General features: G+C 55.1%; 14 protein-coding genes. 8 read left to right on the top strand and 6 right to left on the bottom strand.

The annotated features are described in order from the left end of the window. Nucleotides 1-74 precede the first annotated feature (74 nt). The 5 genes from Mal52_RS12055 (at nucleotide 75) to Mal52_RS12035 (ending at nucleotide 4,587) form a co-directional block, all read left to right on the top strand. A complete protein-coding gene (locus Mal52_RS12055; protein WP_231962631.1) occupies nucleotides 75-773 on the top strand; it encodes a hypothetical protein in 699 nt (232 codons plus the stop codon). Further along, nucleotides 770-1,831 carry a DUF1559 family PulG-like putative transporter gene (locus Mal52_RS12050; protein WP_145376372.1) on the top strand — a complete coding sequence of 354 codons (1,062 nt, stop codon included), beginning with the start codon at nucleotides 770-772 and terminating at the stop codon, nucleotides 1,829-1,831. Before Mal52_RS12055 ends, Mal52_RS12050 begins: the two co-directional genes overlap by 4 nt. Before the next feature lie 23 nt (nucleotides 1,832-1,854). Beyond that, nucleotides 1,855-2,229 carry a hypothetical protein gene (locus Mal52_RS12045; RefSeq protein WP_145376370.1) on the top strand — a complete coding sequence of 125 codons (375 nt, stop codon included), beginning with the start codon at nucleotides 1,855-1,857 and terminating at the stop codon, nucleotides 2,227-2,229. Next, entirely contained in the window at nucleotides 2,226-3,254 is a 1,029-nt protein-coding gene (locus Mal52_RS12040; protein WP_145376368.1) for a hypothetical protein, read from the top strand. The genes Mal52_RS12045 and Mal52_RS12040 overlap by 4 nt, the downstream gene beginning before the upstream one ends. A gap of 178 nt (nucleotides 3,255-3,432) precedes the next feature. Continuing rightward, the gene (locus Mal52_RS12035; RefSeq protein ID WP_145376366.1) at nucleotides 3,433-4,587 is read left to right on the top strand and encodes a prepilin peptidase; all 1,155 of its coding nucleotides are present in this window, start codon (nucleotides 3,433-3,435) and stop codon (nucleotides 4,585-4,587) included. A 57-nt stretch (nucleotides 4,588-4,644) separates the two neighbouring features. On the opposite strand, the gene Mal52_RS12030 is transcribed toward Mal52_RS12035, so the two are convergent. Next, nucleotides 4,645-5,139 carry a Fur family transcriptional regulator gene (locus Mal52_RS12030; protein WP_145376363.1) on the bottom strand — a complete coding sequence of 165 codons (495 nt, stop codon included), beginning with the start codon at nucleotides 5,137-5,139 and terminating at the stop codon, nucleotides 4,645-4,647. Between the two features lie 270 nt (nucleotides 5,140-5,409). Further along, on the bottom strand, nucleotides 5,410-5,700 hold the full coding sequence (locus Mal52_RS12025) for a flagellar biosynthesis anti-sigma factor FlgM (protein ID WP_145376361.1): 291 nt from the start codon (nucleotides 5,698-5,700) through the stop codon (nucleotides 5,410-5,412). A gap of 234 nt (nucleotides 5,701-5,934) precedes the next feature. On the opposite strand from Mal52_RS12025, the gene Mal52_RS12020 reads away from it, so the two are divergent. After that, nucleotides 5,935-7,095 carry a TIGR03364 family FAD-dependent oxidoreductase gene (locus Mal52_RS12020; protein WP_145376359.1) on the top strand — a complete coding sequence of 387 codons (1,161 nt, stop codon included), beginning with the start codon at nucleotides 5,935-5,937 and terminating at the stop codon, nucleotides 7,093-7,095. Between the two features lie 264 nt (nucleotides 7,096-7,359). Further along, nucleotides 7,360-10,398: a protein kinase domain-containing protein gene (locus Mal52_RS12015; RefSeq protein ID WP_145376357.1), complete on the top strand. Its 3,039-nt coding sequence runs from the start codon at nucleotides 7,360-7,362 to the stop codon at nucleotides 10,396-10,398. 74 nt (nucleotides 10,399-10,472) lie between these two features. Here the strand turns inward: Mal52_RS12015 and Mal52_RS12010 are convergent, their stop codons facing one another. The 4 genes from Mal52_RS12010 to Mal52_RS11995 all read right to left on the bottom strand — a co-directional run bounded on the left by Mal52_RS12010 (nucleotide 10,473) and on the right by Mal52_RS11995 (nucleotide 16,110). Then, nucleotides 10,473-11,087 carry an ACT domain-containing protein gene (locus Mal52_RS12010; protein ID WP_145376355.1) on the bottom strand — a complete coding sequence of 205 codons (615 nt, stop codon included), beginning with the start codon at nucleotides 11,085-11,087 and terminating at the stop codon, nucleotides 10,473-10,475. A 451-nt stretch (nucleotides 11,088-11,538) separates the two neighbouring features. Then, nucleotides 11,539-13,179, bottom strand: a complete 1,641-nt coding sequence (locus Mal52_RS12005; protein WP_145376353.1) for a tetratricopeptide repeat protein — start codon at nucleotides 13,177-13,179, stop codon at nucleotides 11,539-11,541. A gap of 478 nt (nucleotides 13,180-13,657) precedes the next feature. Next, nucleotides 13,658-14,758, bottom strand: a complete 1,101-nt coding sequence (locus tag Mal52_RS12000) for a peptidylprolyl isomerase (RefSeq protein WP_197534849.1) — start codon at nucleotides 14,756-14,758, stop codon at nucleotides 13,658-13,660. A gap of 173 nt (nucleotides 14,759-14,931) precedes the next feature. Beyond that, the gene (locus Mal52_RS11995; protein ID WP_145376351.1) at nucleotides 14,932-16,110 is read right to left on the bottom strand and encodes an LptF/LptG family permease; all 1,179 of its coding nucleotides are present in this window, start codon (nucleotides 16,108-16,110) and stop codon (nucleotides 14,932-14,934) included. 271 nt (nucleotides 16,111-16,381) lie between these two features. Between Mal52_RS11995 and Mal52_RS11990 the strand changes: the two genes are divergently transcribed. Then, the gene (locus Mal52_RS11990) at nucleotides 16,382-17,956 is read left to right on the top strand and encodes an exo-alpha-sialidase (RefSeq protein ID WP_145376349.1); all 1,575 of its coding nucleotides are present in this window, start codon (nucleotides 16,382-16,384) and stop codon (nucleotides 17,954-17,956) included. Nucleotides 17,957-18,127 lie beyond the last annotated feature (171 nt).

Raw genomic sequence — 18,127 nt, 5'->3', positions numbered from 1 at the left:
ATAGTTGCTAATCCGTAGTGGTCTGCCAATAATGGAGCTGCACCTCTTATACTCCTGTTCCTGGAGCCGGATTCATGCGCCCGTGGGTTCTCATTGCCGTTACTTGGCTCTCTTTGCTGCTGCCGAGGAGTGCGTATGCGGGCATGCCGGCAATCTTGCTGCATGACGTGGCCCGTATGCGAATCCAGACGATCTCATTTTTTCTGCTGGTGTTGCTGCTCTCGACTTGGGGCATCCAAAAGCTCTGGAATAAGCTGTCACAAGATTTCCCCAAACTGCCCCGATTGTCCTACAGTAAGGCGCTCGCTGCGGTTTGTTTGTGGGGATTATTGTTCGTGATCGTGCTGACGATGATTTCAGGTGCGCGGGAATTAATGACCCCCGGGGCGTGGGAGAAACAGGGGGCGACGTATCGACTCAAAGAATCGACCGAACAACCGGCCGCTGTTGAACAGGCTCTACTCGGAAAGCGCGAGGCCACGCTCCAGAAATTGAGCGTGGAACTGCTAAGATTCGCCGCCAAGCATGACGGACGTTATCCGACTGAGGAAGAAACCAGCGAAATTGACGAGTCGGTTTGGCAACTTCCACAACGTTCCGGCGCCCGCTACCTCTACAAGCCGGGCCTGATGATCGGCGACGGCAAGAAGATCCTTGTCATCGAGTTGGACATCTATGATGACGAACAATTCGTACTGCTGGACAACGGTGACGTCCGGCAAATGACAGGTGACGCGATTCAGACTGCTCTCGGCCGGGAGGTGTCGCCATGAGGAGTAAGAGCATTACGTACAGTGTCGTGGTGACAGTTATTTTCTTCGGTATCTCATTCATCGGATGCATGTTTCCGATCGATCTTGAGCTAAACCTACTGGCCGGCTGGGGGGTATTTCTTTGGAAGACGTTGCCGGCAGTGACCGTTGATTGGACTTCCGTGCTCACGGCTATCGTGGCATTGGGGGTGTTTGCCGTGGGACTGCATCGGTTTTGCCGTTGGTTTTATGCACCACGCGACGACTCCTCGTCGAGGGGGCGGACCTGGAAATTCGCATGGTCCAGTGCGATGGTGTGGAGCATCGTGCTGATGTTCACTGCGGGGATTGCCATGATCGGCGTGACCCATCAACTGGTTTGGCTGTGCACGATGAAGACGCCATTTTTGTATAACACCTTCGATGAAGTCTATGCGAGGAGGGACTCTCGCGATCATCTCCAGCAAATAGGATTGGCCACCCACAATTACCATGACGAGTACGGTACATTTCCGGCGGGGGGAATGTTTGATGATGCGGGGCGTTCGATGCATAGCTGGGCGACCCAACTGTTGCCTTATCTGGAAGACAAGAAAGCCGCCAAGATTTACGGGCAAATCGCAACCGATGTCCCTTGGAATGACCCGCGTAATGCAGCGGCCTTTGAGCAGCAGTTGAGCTGGTTGCTGAATCCTGCCATCGAAATGAAAGAGCACGTATACGATGAGCCAATTCATTTCGATGCAGAACAACGAGCTTTGGCACACTATGCTGGGAATGTGCTGTTCCTAAGGCCTAATCGTCCGTTGGCAATCCAAGAGATCACCGACGGAACGTCGAACACAATCATTGCCGGTGAGGTGAAAGCCAAATTCCGCCCGTGGGGAGATCCGACCAATGTTCGCGATCTTAAGCTTGGGATCAACAAATCACCCCACGGTTTCGGCAGCCCGTCTTCCGGCGTAGCGCAATTCCTGTATGCCGATGGAAGCGTCAGAATTGTGAACGATAACATCGCGGTGGAAGTTTTACAGGCCGATGCGACACCGTCCGGCGGCGAAGATGTAAGTGATTACTAATACCACAAGGTCAAAGCTGTCCCATGTTTTTTCCTGTCAACGGAAACTTGTGTTCGGCACTGGGCTCGGTACTTGCCGGCATGCCCTATGTTCCTTCCCAAGAGGTGATCCGTGTATTGCGGCTCACGGAACCGGCAGAGATCCGCTTACAAGAGATTTCATTTTTCTTGGTTGGGCTGCTGTTGTGTGCCGCGATCATCCAGGGACTTTGGAATTGGATCGGTCGGGATTTTGCGCAACTGCCGCGGATGTCGTTTCTGCGGGCTCTGGGCGTCGTTGTATTGTGGGGATTGTTGTTTCTGTTCGTACTCAACCTCATCGCCGGTGCCCGGGAACTGATGACCCCCGGTGCTTGGCAACGTAGCGGCGCGACCTATGAACTGAGGGACCAGCCGTGATCAAATACGTGATTGGCATGGTCGTATGCTTTGTCGCCGTTTCGGTTGCCGTGATGATCTGGGGTGGCCACCCGGTCAGGGAATTTGTATGGACCTTAACGACCGGCTGGGTGACCTATTTGGCAAGAGTCACGTCCGCGATGCATGTCGATTTGGTGTCGTTGTTATTTGGCTTGGCGCTATTCGCGATCATGGTGGTCGCGATTCATGGGATCTGTGCTGGCTCTCTGCGAACGTCGGGGCGACATTGGCGTTGGACTTGGAGTATTGCCTCAGCGGTCCTGGTGGTTGTCCTGTTTGTTTCTGGCACGTCATTTGTCGGGTTGGTGTCGAAATCGCGTTGGATGCTGGAGACCGAACAGCCGCTGACCTGGCAGACCGTGGAATACCCACGCCGGACTTCGTCGAGATATTTTGTCGAATCGTTCGCACGAGATGTACTAACGGAGACCTCCTGGACAGACACGTATTTGAATGAAGTTCCAAAGCAGGGAGATCCCAACCCAGTCCTGAGCTGGCAGACTCAAGTGGCATTGCTGTCCTGGGAACGGCCGATCGGTCCGCAGGACGACTTCGAGCTTGACGAAACACGTCCCTGGGATGAACTGCCCAACGCCACGATGTATCGAAGAATCATGCCGGCATTTCTCAACTTAGAATTGATTGTCGAGTCGTTTCACGATGAGCGCGGTTTTGCCTTGTCACATTATTCAGCGAACAGTCACTTGATCAATGACAAACGCAGCTGGACCGTGGAACAAATTGAGGATGGAACCGGAATGACGTTGTTGGTCGGGCAGGTCAACGAAGGGTTTATGCCGTGGGGGCAGCCGGGCAATTGGCGTGATCCTGCCGAAGGCATCAACCGAGGCCCGACCGGATTCGGCGGGGCGCTATCACAAAAAGGTGCCTTGTTCTTGATGGCCGATGGCAGCGTGAAGTTGCTCAGCGAGGAGACCGACGGAGAAGTGTTAAAAGCTCTCGCAACTCCGGCCGGTGGTGAGGATATTGCGGTTCCCGATTAATACGCGTGCTGGTCGCAGGCCTTAAAAAACCAACATGTAATTGCAAAACCTTTGCCCTGCACCAGGCCCGCGTGGTGGCGTCCGAAGGCGGGCTGATCTACCATGGCAGGATCGACTGTGAACGACTTTTCAGGATGATGGCCATCCATTGCCGGGACTGAGTTTTTTTCAAGCACTTATGACCGAATTTTTTGCAGCTAACGATTCGTTGCGCGACCCCTGGTTGTTGACGTTCTTCACGTATACGCCGCTGTGGATACGGTTGGTGGTGACGTTTGCCTTTGGCGTGGTTGTCGGGCGGGGGGTGGTGTTTTGGCTGTTGCGGATGCGGTTGCCGGAAGGGATTTGGACTTCGGCAGGCCTGTCGGAGCCGCTGAACGGGGTTCGCGCGCGGGCGACTTTGGCGGTGGAGTTGGCGATGGGGGCCTTGTTCGCCGGCTTGGTCTATTTTGTCATTATTTTACACTGCCAAGAGACGCCCGAAGAGGGTTCGGCGTTTTATATTCATTGGCGGCTGCTGTTTCAGTTTGCGCTGATCACCTTTTTGATGGCGGCGACGGTTGTTGATTTGGAGCAGTACTTGATTCCCGATGCCATTACCGCCACGGGCGCGATTGTGGGCATTGGCATGGCGACGGCGGTGGGGAATGTGCAGTTGATTCCGCTGTGGGTCGATTGGAATCTAGCGGTCCCAGGGTTGGCGGGGCCGTACATTCCTGTGTGGATTCAAACCTATTCGCACTTGCATGGGTTGGCTTGGAGTTTGACCGGACTGGTCGCCGGCGCTGGAATCACCTGGATCGTGCGGGCGGTCGCGTCTTGGTTGCTGGGACAGGAGGCGTTGGGCTTTGGCGACGTGACATTGATGGGCATGATCGGCAGCTTCATGGGGTGGCAGGCGATCGTGTTCGTGTTCGCATTGGGGCCGTTGTGCGGACTTGTCGTCGGCCTGACCGTACGGATACTCACAGGGCGGACCTATGTCCCCTACGGGCCGTATCTGAGCATTTCGGCCGTGATTGTGCTGTACAGCTGGAAATGGCTATGGACGCCGTCGCGGTACATCTTTGGCGATGCCATCACGCTGGGGATTCTGGCCGCTACGGCACTCGTGGCGATGATCGTCCTGTTAGGGCTTTCGCGACTGTACAGGTTGATCCCCGTTGAACGCACCCACGGGGAACCGCCGCAGGAGAGTGAATCGCAACTCGACCAGGAACCGCTGGACAACGAGGAATCACTCGATGCAGCGGAGCCGCTCGTAGACGAGGAACCACGCGGCGACGAAGATGCACAGGAAGACGAAGAGCCGCTGCTGGACGATTTGCAGTGAGCATTTTACGACTGTGGAAATCGCCCGCTCCACTGAAGCTCAAGTCATGTCGGTGGCTCAAATCATGTCGGTCTTGCGTTGACGCCGTTTGGGGCGGCAGCAATTCGCGCATTTGCCGTAGACTTCCAGACGATGTGCTGAAATGCGAAAACCGTTTTGCGCTGCGACGCGCGATAGCATCTCGTTGAGCGAATCATCGACGAATTCGATCAAATCACCGCACTCTTTGCAGATCAGGTGGTCGTGCTGCGGGTAGCCGTAGTCGTGTTCGTAGACTTCACGATCATTGGGCCGTGCCACCGCCCTGAGCAGACCTGAGTCCTTCAATTGTGCCAGCGCGCGATAGACCGTGGAGCGGCTCACCCGTTTGCCATCGGTCCGCTGGTTCAACCGAGAGACCAACTGGTCCGCGTCGAAATGCTCATGTGACGCAAAGACTTCGCGGACAATGGTTTCGCGTTCGGTGGTCAGACGCATGCCTTGCGTCATCAGATATTCGCGAAATTTGGCTTCAGGGCTGACAGCCACATCGACCGCAGTGAGATCACTCATCAGGACTACCTCAGCACTTCAACAACAGACAGGGGCTTTTGCATCATTCCAATAAAGACTAATGCCGCACTACTGGCAATTCCAGCGTGCGGCGACATCTCTCCAGTAAAGCAGCCCCGTTTTGCCGCGTCAAGATGCCGCTTACTTATCGCGAAATCGCTCTCAGTGTGACCGTAAAAATAAATACGCTCGCACGAAAAGTCGGCATCCCACACGGTTTCGAGTGGAATTCTGGCTCCGAAATATCGAATGGGACAGGCTGGTCGCTGACTAAACTCCGCCGCTATCGATTCGGTCCAGAAGCCGGCTCATGGCGATATCAAATTTTTCGTGGGTTTCGTAAGTGCCATCGTCGATGGCGGCTTTAATTTGTGCAATACGCTCCTGTCGCAATTCGGGCGACTTGCCCAGATCGCCTAACGCGCGACCTGCTGCTGAGATTTCGACTTCGTCTTGCGGCGAGATAGGAGCCGTTTGCGCTGCTGGGGTGACAGGTTTCATAACCGCTGGGCGATTAATCGGCACTGCGCCGTTGACCGTGCTGGGACCGGTGACATCCATGTTGATTTCTCCCTGAAACGCGGGAATGGGGAACTGGCCGATAATTTCGGCATACGGAGGCCATCCAATCCCTGGCCTGCCGGAATGGGTCTTCGTCTCCTATCATATCTTAGAGTGGGGAAGTGAATCAACCGGGATTACTCGACACTGAAATTGTGCCCATTGAAGCGATATTTCAGTCGATTTTGCCCCCCGTCGGGCTGAAACCTCTCTCTCAAAACAAGTGTGTGGATTATGAATGGACGGCCGAATCGGGAATTTGACGTCATTGTGGTGGGCGCGGGCATTTTGGGGGTGTTTCATGCCTATTTTGCGGCCAAGAGTGGGCAGCGGGTCTTATTGCTCGAACGCGACGACGCGCCGCGCGGCGCCTCGGTACGGAATTTCGGTTGGTGTATTCCCAGTGCGATGGCGCCGGGAGAGTGGGCGGAACGGGGAATTGCTAGTTTAGAGGTTTATCACGAATTGGCCGCTGCGGTGGGATTTCCGTTCTCTCAAAACGGCACGTTGTATGTCGCTTCAACGGAACTTGAAGAGGCGGTGATCCGCGAGTTTGCGGAATCGAACTCCCATCACGGCCTGCACCGGGAATTTTTAGACGCCCGGCAGACACGGGAAATGAATCCGTTTGTCCGTCCGGACTATGGTCGGGCCAGCTTGTATTTCCCGGACGAGATCCGTATCGAGCCGCGAACGATTTTGGGAGATCTGCTGTCCTGGTTGGGTCGGGAATTCGATTGTGAATATCGGCCACGGACGGTCGCCTGCCAGGCCAAGGTCAGGGAAGGGCAGTGCCGCGTGATGTCGAGCGACGGGATGGTTTTTACGGCGAATCATGTCTTTGTCTGCAGCGGCGCGGATGTGCGTACGCTGTTCCCCGAGGTCTTGGCAGCGGCCGGTTTGCGTCGTTGCCAACTCCAAATGTTTCGCACGGTCCCACAGCGGGGATGGCAACTTCCGACCAATTTGGCGTCCGGATTATCGATTCGACGCTACCCGTCGTTTCAGGATTGCCCTTCCTGGGAAAAGTTATCGCAGCAAGCGGTGGAACCAGGGTACGACGAGCGGGGGATCCATGTGTTGTTGGTCCAAGATTTTGAAGGCCGCTTAGTCGTGGGGGACTCGCACATTTATTCCTGTGACGACATGGACGACATGTTGGATGCGGAAACCGAGTCGTCGATTCTGCGGTATGCTCAGCAGATGGTCGACGGGGTGGACTGGAGGATCGACAGCCGTTGGCAGGGGGTGTATACGCTGTTGGAGGATCGGGAGATTTTGGATACCACGATTGACAGTCGCATCCATTTGGTCACCGGAATCGGTGGGAAAGGGATGACCACTGCTCCGGCAGTCGCCCGCGAGTCTATCGAACGACATTTGGCAATTAGGTAGTAACCCCACCTCAGAATTGAGGTTTCTTGGGGAAACCGTGCACCAACGTTCACTAAGGCATCCAAACTACGCAAAAGGCAGCCTAGTTCGGGTGGATTTCCCAATTGTGTTTGCCTATGCGATCGATCATTCTTGTAGGGGAGTGCAGAAGTAATTGCCGTTGGTTCGGGCCGCCAATCGGTGCGTGCATGACTGGTGCTAAAAAACCTTGTGCACGGGATCGCATTCCCAACCACAAGTTCCCCTAGGTCCGAAAGTAGCGTTGTGAACGAGACATTGACGCGGGTGTTTCAACAAGAAGTCGGTGCGGACGCTCCCGTACGGATCGCAGTCTCCCGAGCGGACGCGACTGATTCTGAGCCGCATGTCTTGCTGAATCCGTACGGCATCATCGGACGGTCGCCGAATTGCGATATACGGCTGAAGGACTCGCAAGTCAGCTTTCGTCATGCGTATTTGCAGATGATCGGGGGCCGCCTGTTTTGCGCCGACTTGGGAAGCCGGTCCGGGACGAGTTGGGGCGAGGTGTCGCAGCGCGCCGGTTGGTTGTCAGCCGACGAAGATGTCTCGATCGGGCCGTATCAGGTGCGGTTGCTCGAAAACCCGGTGGTCGATGGTGGTGATCGCATTGCGATACCTCCCGATTTCGATCCACTGGCGATCTATGACGGTGAATTGGGCGAGATGCCTGATGTGCGTTTGGAGTTTCTCAATGCGGCCGACGATGTCGATTTGCCATTACGGCGGATGCTGACGTTCGCGGGCAGCGCCCGGGGATGTAAATTGCGGTTCGAGGGGGACCGGATTTCTCGCGTGCATTGCAGCTTAATGCTCACACCCAGTGGACTGTGGGTCATCGACCTGTTGGGCAAAGGGGGCACCAAGGTCAATGGATCATTGATACGCAGTGATCGGCTGAATGACGGTGATTTGCTGAAGATCGGCCAATTTCAAATGCGGGTGCATTATGAAGGGGCCGGGGAAAAGCCGTTCTCCGGGACCATCTTGCCACCGGAAACATCGGTCGAGACAAGTTCTTCGACCGACGAGGAACTGCCGAAAACACCTCGTGAGGCAGAGACCATTCCCCATCCCTCATTGGAATTGTCCACCTCACAGGACGAGGTCGCCAACCCGTGCGGGCGACTGGTTGATGAGCTGGTCGTCAATCGGTTAATGACCCGCGAAAAGATCGACGTCGTCCTGGCGGAATTTGAAGACCGAATTCCCTCCTTTGACGAGTTGTCGGATCGACTGGTCGAATTGCAAGCGATTTCCCAATGGCAAGCGGATCAACTTGCGACCGAAAACCACGGTCCCATGATCTTGGAGAATCGTTACCAACTGATCGATCGACTGGGCTACGGCAGCATGGGGAACGTTTTTCTGGCGTTCGACGAGGCGCTGCAGAGCAAGGTAGCGATCAAGATTCCGCACCACTCGTTGTTAAAAAACGAGCGTTTGTTTAAACGGTTTCGACGTGAAACATTGATTAGCGCCAATCTGGTGCACGCGCATATCGTGCGCGCCTTGAATATTGGCCGGGGAAATCAGTTTGTTGTTTTGGAATTGGTTGACGGCGATGATCTCCGCGATTTGATGGACCGCCAAGGGCCTCCCGATACGATGATGGCGGTTGAATTTTTAATTCAAGTCGCCGAAGCGGTCGGCCATGCCCAAAGCGAAGGGGTGGTACATCGTGACATCAAACCCTCGAACATTTTGATTTCGCGTGACGGGACCGCCAAACTGTTTGATTTTGGCTTGGCCCATTTGGATGACGAGGCGCTGAAAAAAGGAGTCGCCGGTCACGATGCCGATCTGATTCCCACGCGGATGGGATTCGCCGTGGGCACGGTGCAGTACATGTCGCCTGAGCAGGCCCGCGAAAGTGACGATGTCGATGTGCGCAGCGACATCTACAGCCTGGGGTGCACGTTCTTCGAGATGCTGACCGGCTCGCCGCCGTTTGAAGGGGAGAATCAGCACCAGATTCTCAAACAACATGCCCAAACTCCGATCCCGCCGATTGAAGGTTTGGATCCGGAATTGGCGAAGATTCTTGATCAAATGCTCGCCAAAGATGTTGAGCAACGCATTCAAACTCCGCAAGAGTTGATTGCCGCCTTGCGCAACTGGCAAACCGCGGCACTGGCCGAGGATGATGTGGACACCTCTGCTGCGGAGACCGCCGAACAAGCCAGACTCGCTGAGCACGCGGAACGACTTCGTCACTTCGAGCAGGAACGGGAAGAATGGCAGCAGGCGATCGACACACAACGGCAGGACATCGAACGCCAGCGCGATGAATGGCGTGCGGAAGTGGATCGCGAGAAAGAAGAACTGCGTTTACGCCAGGCAGCATTTGAGCAGACGCAAGCCGAGTTGGACGAACGGGAGCAAGCTTGGGTCTCCAAAACGACCGAACTGGAACAACGACTCCAGCAGACGGCGAAAACCGAGAAACAGTTAGAGACGCAACAAAAGGCGTTGTCGGACGAACGCGCTAAAATTGCTGAGGAACTGGAGTCCCTTAAGGTGGGGCAAGAGGAGTTGCAGCAATCCACTGCCGAACTGGAGTCCGCGCGGACGGCCAATGAGGAGCGTCAGGGGCTGCTGGACTTCCAGCAGGCGGAATTGACGGAGCGCCGCGCAGCCTTTGAGCAATTGGTCAATGACCACGAGTCGGTAACGCAGGAAATGGCGCGGGATCGAGAAGGTCTTGAGCAGTCGCAACGGGAATTGTCGCAGCAACAACAGAAGTTGCAAGAAGCGGAAAACAGACTGCGCAAGCAACAGGATGAGTTAGAACAGCTAAGAAACCAACTAGAATCGCAGAGAGAACAACAAGGGCAGGATCTAGCGGCGTTTGAAAAGAGCCGTGCGGAGTTGTCAGCAAAATTGGCGAACCTTGCCGCGGGGCAAAATGAACTGCAACAAGCCGATGTCGACCTCGCCGCGCAGTCAGCCGAATTGGTAGCGGCCCGCGCAGAACTTGATGCAGAACGGGCTGTTCTGGCTGAGGAGCGTGCTGAACTCGACATGCGGCGCACCACTTTCGAGGCCGAGTTAACGACATTGCAAGCGGACGCCGAGAAGTTGCGCGTCGAGAAACAGTTGTGCGAGCAACAACGTGCTGAACTGGAAAAATCGACGATTCAGCTCGAACAGGAATCCTCGCGATTAGAGAGCGAGCGGCAACAGGTGGCCGATGCTCGAACTCAACTAACAGCCGACAGTTCAGCACTGAGTGCCCGCACCCAAAAGTTAAAAGCTGCGTTGGCCGAGTGGTTTGACGAATAGCCTGCTTGCGATGACGGTTTCCGAGCGCAACGACTTGCAATGTTCCTGTTGCCAACACACGTTATTGGCGCGGCCTAATGCTTGGAAGACTCTAGAGGTGCCGTTCTCATGACATTCGCAAGCCGCACCGGATGAGGGACATCCTTGATGGTGAACAGGCTCTCGTGTTGCAACTCCACCGTCAGTCCGTCGTGATTTCCCATCGACTCCAGCTCACCGCGCAGCGGCGCCAAGTCGGCTTGTTCAGGGACCGCCAATTCGAAGATCATCATCACCGGTCCCCCCACGTCTTCGCGCGAGGCGTACAGATCGGCGATTTCAATACTTTCAGCTGCAAGCCGTGAGGTGATCTGACGAATCAACCCCGGCGTGTCATCGCCGTGGACAGTCAGAAAAAACCGCTCGCTCGGGGGGGGCGGACTCAAATCCAATGCGTCGCCCGGGTTGGGCAGTCGCACTGTCACCACAGCTTCGAAAGGGCGGGCCACTCCGCTGATGTGATCAATGATCACCTGCGATTCAAAGCGTTCCGGGAAGTCGGCAACGAGCACCATGGACAACACGCCATGCATCGAGGTCTGACTCGCCTCTTGCATGTCGCCACCAAGTTCATGAATGGCTCCGGTAATCGCCGGAAGCACGCCGATGCGTTTGTTCGCCACGATCGACAGCAGGTACCGCCTTGTCATCACCCTTGTCTCCTATCCATTGCGAAATACCGAACGTCCGTTGATTTCGGCAAGCGCCATCTGAGTCCCCCGCAGCTTCGAATCAAAGCGAATTCAAATCCTCCAATACAGGTGGAATTGAATTGCGGACGGGTTTTCAGAAGTGGCGACAGTGTTAGGCAACGAGGAGTGATGACTCCCGGATGGAAGACCATGGGCCGCTTTGCCGCTGAGACGCAGCAATGATGAGAAAGACTGTTTGGCCCGCAGTCAGACGGTTGTAAATCATCCCCGTTTCTTAGGTCTGCATTGTACCCAATTGGCGGAAGAATTCCCACCGGTCGGGCCAGGGAAACTTAGCGATTGGGACTGGAGCCGAGCCAGTGTGGACTAGGTACGGTATGTTCCCGAGTCAGCGCATTTGTCCCGACGAAAACTGAGCCGCAAAGCATTACATCGCAATACATTGCGCCTACCGCACGGCGTTGTAGGCAGGTAGTGACTGAGGAGTAGCCAAGGTGTTAGGAACCGAATTGGCAGGTGCATTTGCTTGTTGATTGCTGTTGCCAATCGGGGACACTCTGTAATTCGTAGCATTCGGCGATGGGATCGGTGCAATCCGGTCGCTGGCGGGGTTTGGTGAGCGAATCAATCCGCTGGGAGCGTTTCCTGGAGGAGTGGCGGGCGGCATTTGAATGGGAGGATTGCGGTCTAATTGCAGGGAATGAGGGGCTTTGGCCGAGACTTGCTGGATGGTTTGCGAAGGCTCGATGCGCGACGTGGGAAACATTCCCCCCAGGCCAATGGCCCCACCAATGGCCAGCGCGGTGCGGCTGGCAGCTTGTTTGGACGGCTGGGCCTGAAAACTGTCGACCTGAATGGCAATCTGTGGGGTCGCTCGGCCCGGATTTTGGATCGCAGGAGCAGTAGCTGGTGGCTGGCGGTGTTGCGGTTGTGGGGCGGCTGTGTACCCGACCTGCGTAATCTGCGACGTGGGGTGAGTCTGCTGCTCGGTCGCAGCCGGTTGGGCAGGGGGAGCCGTATATTGTCCAGGGATGTTGTCCGCGAGATATTCATGTGGCGGCGGGGCTTGGAGCGGTTGTTTGGGGGGCGTGGCAGCCATGGTGAGCCGTTGCGGAGTAGGCGATTGCGGCTGGGCGCGGTTCATGCTTGCGGGATCGATTGGCGGCGCGGTGTCGAATGTCAGGTGCTGCGATGTTTGTGTCGAGGCGACTGCCGGTGCAGTGCGTGACGATTGCTGTGGGAATCCGCGACTATCCGGAACTCGGCTTGTGGGAAATGCCGAGGAGCTTGCCGTAGGTTGTGGCGCGTTGTCCTTTGCGGCGAGAGCAGGGGAGGAAATCTCTGTAGTCTGCGCCATTTGGCCGGCAGGGGATTTGTCTTGCCAATGTGGAAACAGCCGGTCCAATTCCGCGCGGGCTTCGGCTTCGCCGCCGACGCTGGCAAATTTTTGATAGGCCATTTCAAAATCGCCGCGATAACCGTGCAACAATGCGAGATTGCGAATAGCGATCCGGCTGTCCGCATGATAGTCGAGGGCGTTGTTCAAGGCGCGTTCGCTTTGAGGAAAATCGCCCCGCAACAGGTAAGAGTATCCCAGATCACTAAAGATGATGCTGATCTCTTGGCGATTGTCGGGCGACATATAGTTTAGCGCCGACTCGTAATGCCGTTCTGCCTCGGCAAAGTTCTGCATTTTGTCAGCGACGACACCCAAGCGGTGGTGGGCATGTGCATGTGTGGGATGTTTGCGCAACACGTTTTGATAGAACCGCCGTGCGGATTCCAGTTCACCCGCGTCTTCCGCTCGGCGTCCCAGCAGGAAGTCGTTTTGGGAGGCCTCGTTGCGTTGGCTGTGTTCAAATTCCTGCCCTTCGAGCGGTTGGTTCTGGGTTCCGATTCTGTTGTCGGCGGCAAAGTCCTCGTTTTGTGACTCCTCAACCGGAGTATGGCTTGCCTCGGATTGAGCTTCGTCGCCGGGACGTTGCGCAGCAGCACGATCAAACTGCAGGTTGCCCCAGGGTGTGCAGCCGCTGGAAATGATGAGCGAGATGGAAAGGCTGGCAAGGAGGCAAGAAAACCGATTGCGCATGGATCAAAATTCCTGCAAATATCGACGATGTGTGTGGAACGAATGCCGGTCGCCGCGGAATGAGTGACGACACGAAAGTTCGAAATGTACGTATCGATTTCACCGACTCGCACCAGGAAACCAAGGAAACCGTTCTCGGGCCTGTCGCGCGGTTGGACCACGAGACGGACCGACGGAAATGCTTGATTCGGGGCGGCTGGGATCGTGCTTTTGGGGGAAATGTTGAGAGACAGGGGCGGGACTATAGAGAGATTTTTTTGATCTGTCGAGACGAACCGGCGACTGGTTGGAGGGGAGAGACTGATTTTTTTCAGGAAGTCATTTTGGGATGTGCGAGAGGTATTCGCCTACCGGGGAATACGCAAAAATGCCGCCGCAAAAACAATTTTGCGGCGGCATCTTAAATACTTCAACGACATTCAGCAAAGAAGAATGCTCGTTCTGCGTGGTCAGTCGCATTGAAATGCAACGGATGTTGCTATTTATCGGGATTCGTTTTGGGTTTGTAGGGGTGTTCGCGTTTCCGCAGGACTTTGGCGGATTTGATCTTGTCCCCTTGTTCCATGCCGGCATTGACATCGATGCCTTCGATGATGCGACCGAAGACCGTGTGCTTTCCATTGAGATGGGCGGTCGGCAAGTGGGTGAGGAAGAACTGTGATCCGCCGGTATTGCGTCCGGCGTGTGCCATGCTCAGGCTGCCTTGGAAATGCTGACGAGCTTCGGGAACGTAGCACTCGCAGTCGATCGTGTAACCGGGACCGCCTTGTCCGTCGTTGCCGGGGTTGTCATCCAAGGTATTCGGGTCGCCGCCTTGAGTCATGAAATTTGGAATAATACGGTGAAAGGCGATTCCGTCGTAATACCCTTTTTCGATTAAGCTGATGAAGTTGGCAACAGCGTTGGGAGCTTCGTTTTCGAATAACTCGATGACGATGCGGCCTTTGTCCGTGTCGAATTCAACGCGGGGGAGATCATCGGCTTTTTTCTCAGCGGCACGAATTTTTTGTTCGGCTTCCCACAGTTTCTGGTACTCATCGCACTCCGCTAAATAACGTCCGCCTAGGTCTCGGATGAGTTGATTCTCTTCTTGAGCTTTGGTCAGCAATTCTTTGGCGCGCTTGTAGTTGTTGATCGCGAAGTGCGAAACGCCACCGATATTCAGAATCAGTGCATCGGACTGCTCGGCTTTGAGAGCCGCATCGGCGACATCAGCCGCTTGTTGATAACGGTTTGTTTGGAAATACTCGATCAACAATAAGTTGACCGCATCCATGTTTCCGGGATCTTTTTTGATCACTTCCGGCGCGAGGGCTACCAGTTTTTTGGAGAGGGCGCGGTCTTCTTCGCCCAGTTTTTCGTATTCCTGCTTGATCTCTTCTTTTCGCGCTAGGTCCGCCTTCTGGAATTCTTTGATCAAGACTTGCGAGCGGGCCACGATGTCTTTTTTGCGTTGCGTGAGTTTCTCCCACGATTTTAGATCGACAGCTTGATCGTCTTCGGCAAAAATTGGCGACTGAGTTGCCAGAAACACGACTGCCAACAGGGCGAAGAGGGAACGGTAGGGGCGGGATCTCATGGGGGGCTCCGGTAGGTCTAAATGGCGAATACGGCAAGCGCATTCGGGGAATGTCGACCAACATTCTAAGGTCGCTGTCACAATTAGGGAAGCGACTGCACACCGCGCGGTGGATGGAATGCCGACGTTCTCAGCCCTCACCAAGCAGGGTAAACGGGGCAAAATCAGTCGCTTTAGTGTTGCAGCACCTTGCGGAGCATGAAGATGCCGGCGACGAAGAGACCAGCATTTCCAACCCACATACCCCACAACGGATTGACACTACCGGTTTTGGAGAGGTTGATCATCAGCATCACGACCGGGTAATAGAAGAGCAGCACCGGCATGAAACAGACGAAAAAGTTCGTCAAGAACTGGCTGCGACCGTGATAGATGGAAAACGAACTTCCCAGCAACACAAAGAAAAAGCAACTGGCGGCCAAAGCGTAGCGGGAGTGGATTTCGGTATGTAGTTTTTTTGCGCGGCGTTGGGCATAGACGTTTTCCCATTGGCCGGGGATGAAAGGTTGCGTATCCAGCGCTTCAAAATTTCCATGCGTGAGTGAGAAAGCGGTTTGAATAATCCGGCGATGTTCCTCCGCATCTCGTTTCATCGTCGTGACATCAATTTCGCTATAAATGCGCGAAATGGAGATGTCGCGGGGGTGCATTTCGGAGATATCGCGGGGCAGCGGAAAGGATTTATCCTCTTGGACAAACCGGAGCCCCGCATTGCCGGGCGTATTGACGGTTCCATTCCACAGCCGCAGCCGGATTTCGTTTTTTTCTGTATCAAAACCCAACTTGGCAGATTCCGCTTCAATATGGATCGCTTCTCCTGAGCCACGCTTGAAGTGAATTCGTGGTCCGATGAGAGTCCGTCCGTCGACATCCAGCACGTTGATGGCGATGCCCATTTTGTCTTCGACAAATTTGTGTTTTGCGCGGAGGATGTCGAGGAAGATGTCTTCCATTCCAGTGGCGACAATTTGCTTCGTGCGGCCTTTGGCCCAGGGAATGAACTGATCTGTCAGGATGAACGTTCCCAGACTGAGGGCGAGGCCGATGATGATCGAGGGCATGATAATCGACATCACGTTGATGCCGGCCGCCTTGATGGCGGTGATCTCTTGGTCCCCCGACATGCGGCCGTAAACCACGGTCACTGTCAGCAACAATGTTGCTGGAATGGTAAACGGCATCAGACTGGGAACAATGAATGGCAGGATCTGCAGAATCAATTTCGGTCCCAGCCCATTGCGCGTGGCTTCGCCGATCACGCCGACGAATGTCAACATGAGCGTCAAACCAGTGAGAGCGATCGCGAAAACGCGCAACAGCTCAAACAGCACGTAACGTTGTAACAAACGCATAGATAATAGGTGGTCGAACCTTGCTTTTGAGATAGCCCGGTGGAACCGGTAGCTGAACAGAGCTGGAGGTATCGGAGAAAGCCAGAAAAACGTCAAGGCCAATTAAAAACGAAGTGGGCATCACCGGGACAATTCCGGGCTCCCCTCATTGAGTCGGGGAGTCGGTTTGGGGCATAATAGAGCCTCACGCTCTGGACGGTTTAGTTTGCCGTGTACTGCGCTTGATGCCTGACATTAAGATTCCCCGAATTCAACGACTTGGAATGCCAACATGATCTTGCGATTGTTTGCCGTCACTGTGATGTGCGTTGCCGCACTCGATTCCGCCGCATTTGCAGCGGAACCCAAATTGGGCGAGCCGATGGGGCCTGTGGATTTGCTGACCCACGATGGCCGAAAAATGACGATGCGTAACTACGACGAACGGCCGGCGACAGCGGTGCTGTTTTTGTCGCCGCGGTGCCCCGTGACGGAAAAAGCGATCAACGACATTGCGGCGCTCTATCAGGAATACCGTCGTAAGAACGTGCTGTTTGTGGGTATTGTTCCCGATGCGGAGGTGACGAACGCTGAACTGGCGGATTTTATCCAAAAGCGAGGAGTGATTTTTCCGCTGTATCGCGATCCGCAAGGAAAGATCGTGAAACAATTCGGAGCCAGCGTGACCCCCGAGGTGTTTATGCTGGATAGAGAGTCGAATCTGATTTATCACGGCGGATTGGCAGAGGCTGCCGGACGCGATGCGCTGGAGAGTAGAATTCGCGACGTGTTGGCGAAAAAGGAGATCACACCGAAATCAGAGAAAGCAACAGGTTCTGCGATCGGTGCGAAATTGTCGCCGATTAAACGGGACAACCCGTACGGGCAATTGTCGTTCTCCTCGGAATTGGTGTTCGAAAAAATTCCGCAAGCGGCGGTGCACCATTGTTCGGTGATCGAACAGGCGCCCAATGGGGATTTGTTGTGCGTCTGGTATGGCGGCAATTATGAATCCGGGGACGACCAGATGATTTTTCTCGCTCGCCGCGAGAAAGGTTCGCGGACTTGGAGCGAGCCGGAAGTGTTGATCGAAGATGCACTGCTGCCGCCGGGCAATGCGATTATTTTTGTCGATGGTCGCAAACGGCTGCAAATGGTCTGGTGCCGGATGGAACCGACGCGACCGATTCGCCGTGGTGGGGGGTGGGACCGCTGCCGTTTGATGCTCCGCACTTCGGAGGATAATGGGCGGACTTGGTCGAAGGATCGCGAGATGTTTGACGAAGATCTGTGGGCCGTACCCCGCAATCGCCCACTCGTACTGCGGGACGGGACGATTGTATTGCCGGTGGAGGCGGTCGTGGATGGTCAGGATGGATCGACCTTTTTGATCAGCCGCGACAACGGGGATTCCTGGAAGATTGGCGGATTTACCGCTGGCGGAAGCCAACCGGCGTTGGCGGAGCGTAAAGATGGTTCGCTGGTAGCGTTGATGCGCAAATACCCGCAGATCACGGAAATTATCTCGCAGGACCAAGGAGAGACCTGGAGCGAGGCAAAGCCGACCACGCTAAATAATCCCGATTCGGGGATTTCGATGATTCCGCTCGCCAACGGGCATTGGGTGATTGTGTACAACGATTCAGAAAACAGCCGGACTCCGCTCAGCATCGCCCGTTCGACCGATGAAGGGCGGACTTGGGAAGCGCCGTTGAAATTGGAGGCGAACCCGGGCGAGTATTCCTATCCGTCACTGTTGCAAACAGCCGATGGGAAGATTCATGTGACGTATACGTTCCGGCGATATGGTATCAAACATGTCGAGCTGAATGAGGATTGGCTGGTGCACATGGAACGTCCAAATTGAGCCAAGCTTCCGCCCGGTTGGTAGAGTCCCCTCCCAGCAGTCGCTGCATCTCCTGATGACGCGACCGGGAGGGCGAAGCTCCTGCTGAGCCGCATCGGTACGTTGGACATGGATTGCAGATTGTTTGGACGAAATTGAAGTATTGTGGTTACGCGCGGCTCGGCTGGAGCC

Origin of the sequence: Symmachiella dynata (genome assembly GCF_007747995.1) — a bacterium.
GTDB classification, from domain to species: domain Bacteria; phylum Planctomycetota; class Planctomycetia; order Planctomycetales; family Planctomycetaceae; genus Symmachiella; species Symmachiella dynata.
Note: the sequence above shows the minus strand (reverse complement) of the source record. Positions and strands in the feature narration are given on the sequence as shown.

Bases quoted from the DNA above. Each gene is read 5' to 3' on its own strand.
- Mal52_RS12055 (WP_231962631.1), top strand. From the start codon at position 75: ATGCGCCCGTGGGTTCTCATTGCCGTTACTTGGCTCTCTTTGCTGCTG.
- Mal52_RS12050 (WP_145376372.1), top strand. From the start codon at position 770: ATGAGGAGTAAGAGCATTACGTACAGTGTCGTGGTGACAGTTATTTTC.
- Mal52_RS12045 (WP_145376370.1), top strand. From the start codon at position 1,855: ATGTTTTTTCCTGTCAACGGAAACTTGTGTTCGGCACTGGGCTCGGTA.
- Mal52_RS12035 (WP_145376366.1), top strand. From the start codon at position 3,433: ATGACCGAATTTTTTGCAGCTAACGATTCGTTGCGCGACCCCTGGTTG.
- Mal52_RS12030 (WP_145376363.1), bottom strand. From the start codon at position 5,139: ATGAGTGATCTCACTGCGGTCGATGTGGCTGTCAGCCCTGAAGCCAAA.
- Mal52_RS12025 (WP_145376361.1), bottom strand. From the start codon at position 5,700: ATGGATGTCACCGGTCCCAGCACGGTCAACGGCGCAGTGCCGATTAAT.
- Mal52_RS12020 (WP_145376359.1), top strand. From the start codon at position 5,935: ATGAATGGACGGCCGAATCGGGAATTTGACGTCATTGTGGTGGGCGCG.
- Mal52_RS12010 (WP_145376355.1), bottom strand. From the start codon at position 11,087: ATGACAAGGCGGTACCTGCTGTCGATCGTGGCGAACAAACGCATCGGC.
- Mal52_RS12005 (WP_145376353.1), bottom strand. From the start codon at position 13,179: ATGCGCAATCGGTTTTCTTGCCTCCTTGCCAGCCTTTCCATCTCGCTC.
- Mal52_RS12000 (WP_197534849.1), bottom strand. From the start codon at position 14,758: ATGAGATCCCGCCCCTACCGTTCCCTCTTCGCCCTGTTGGCAGTCGTG.
- Mal52_RS11995 (WP_145376351.1), bottom strand. From the start codon at position 16,110: ATGCGTTTGTTACAACGTTACGTGCTGTTTGAGCTGTTGCGCGTTTTC.
- Mal52_RS11990 (WP_145376349.1), top strand. From the start codon at position 16,382: ATGATCTTGCGATTGTTTGCCGTCACTGTGATGTGCGTTGCCGCACTC.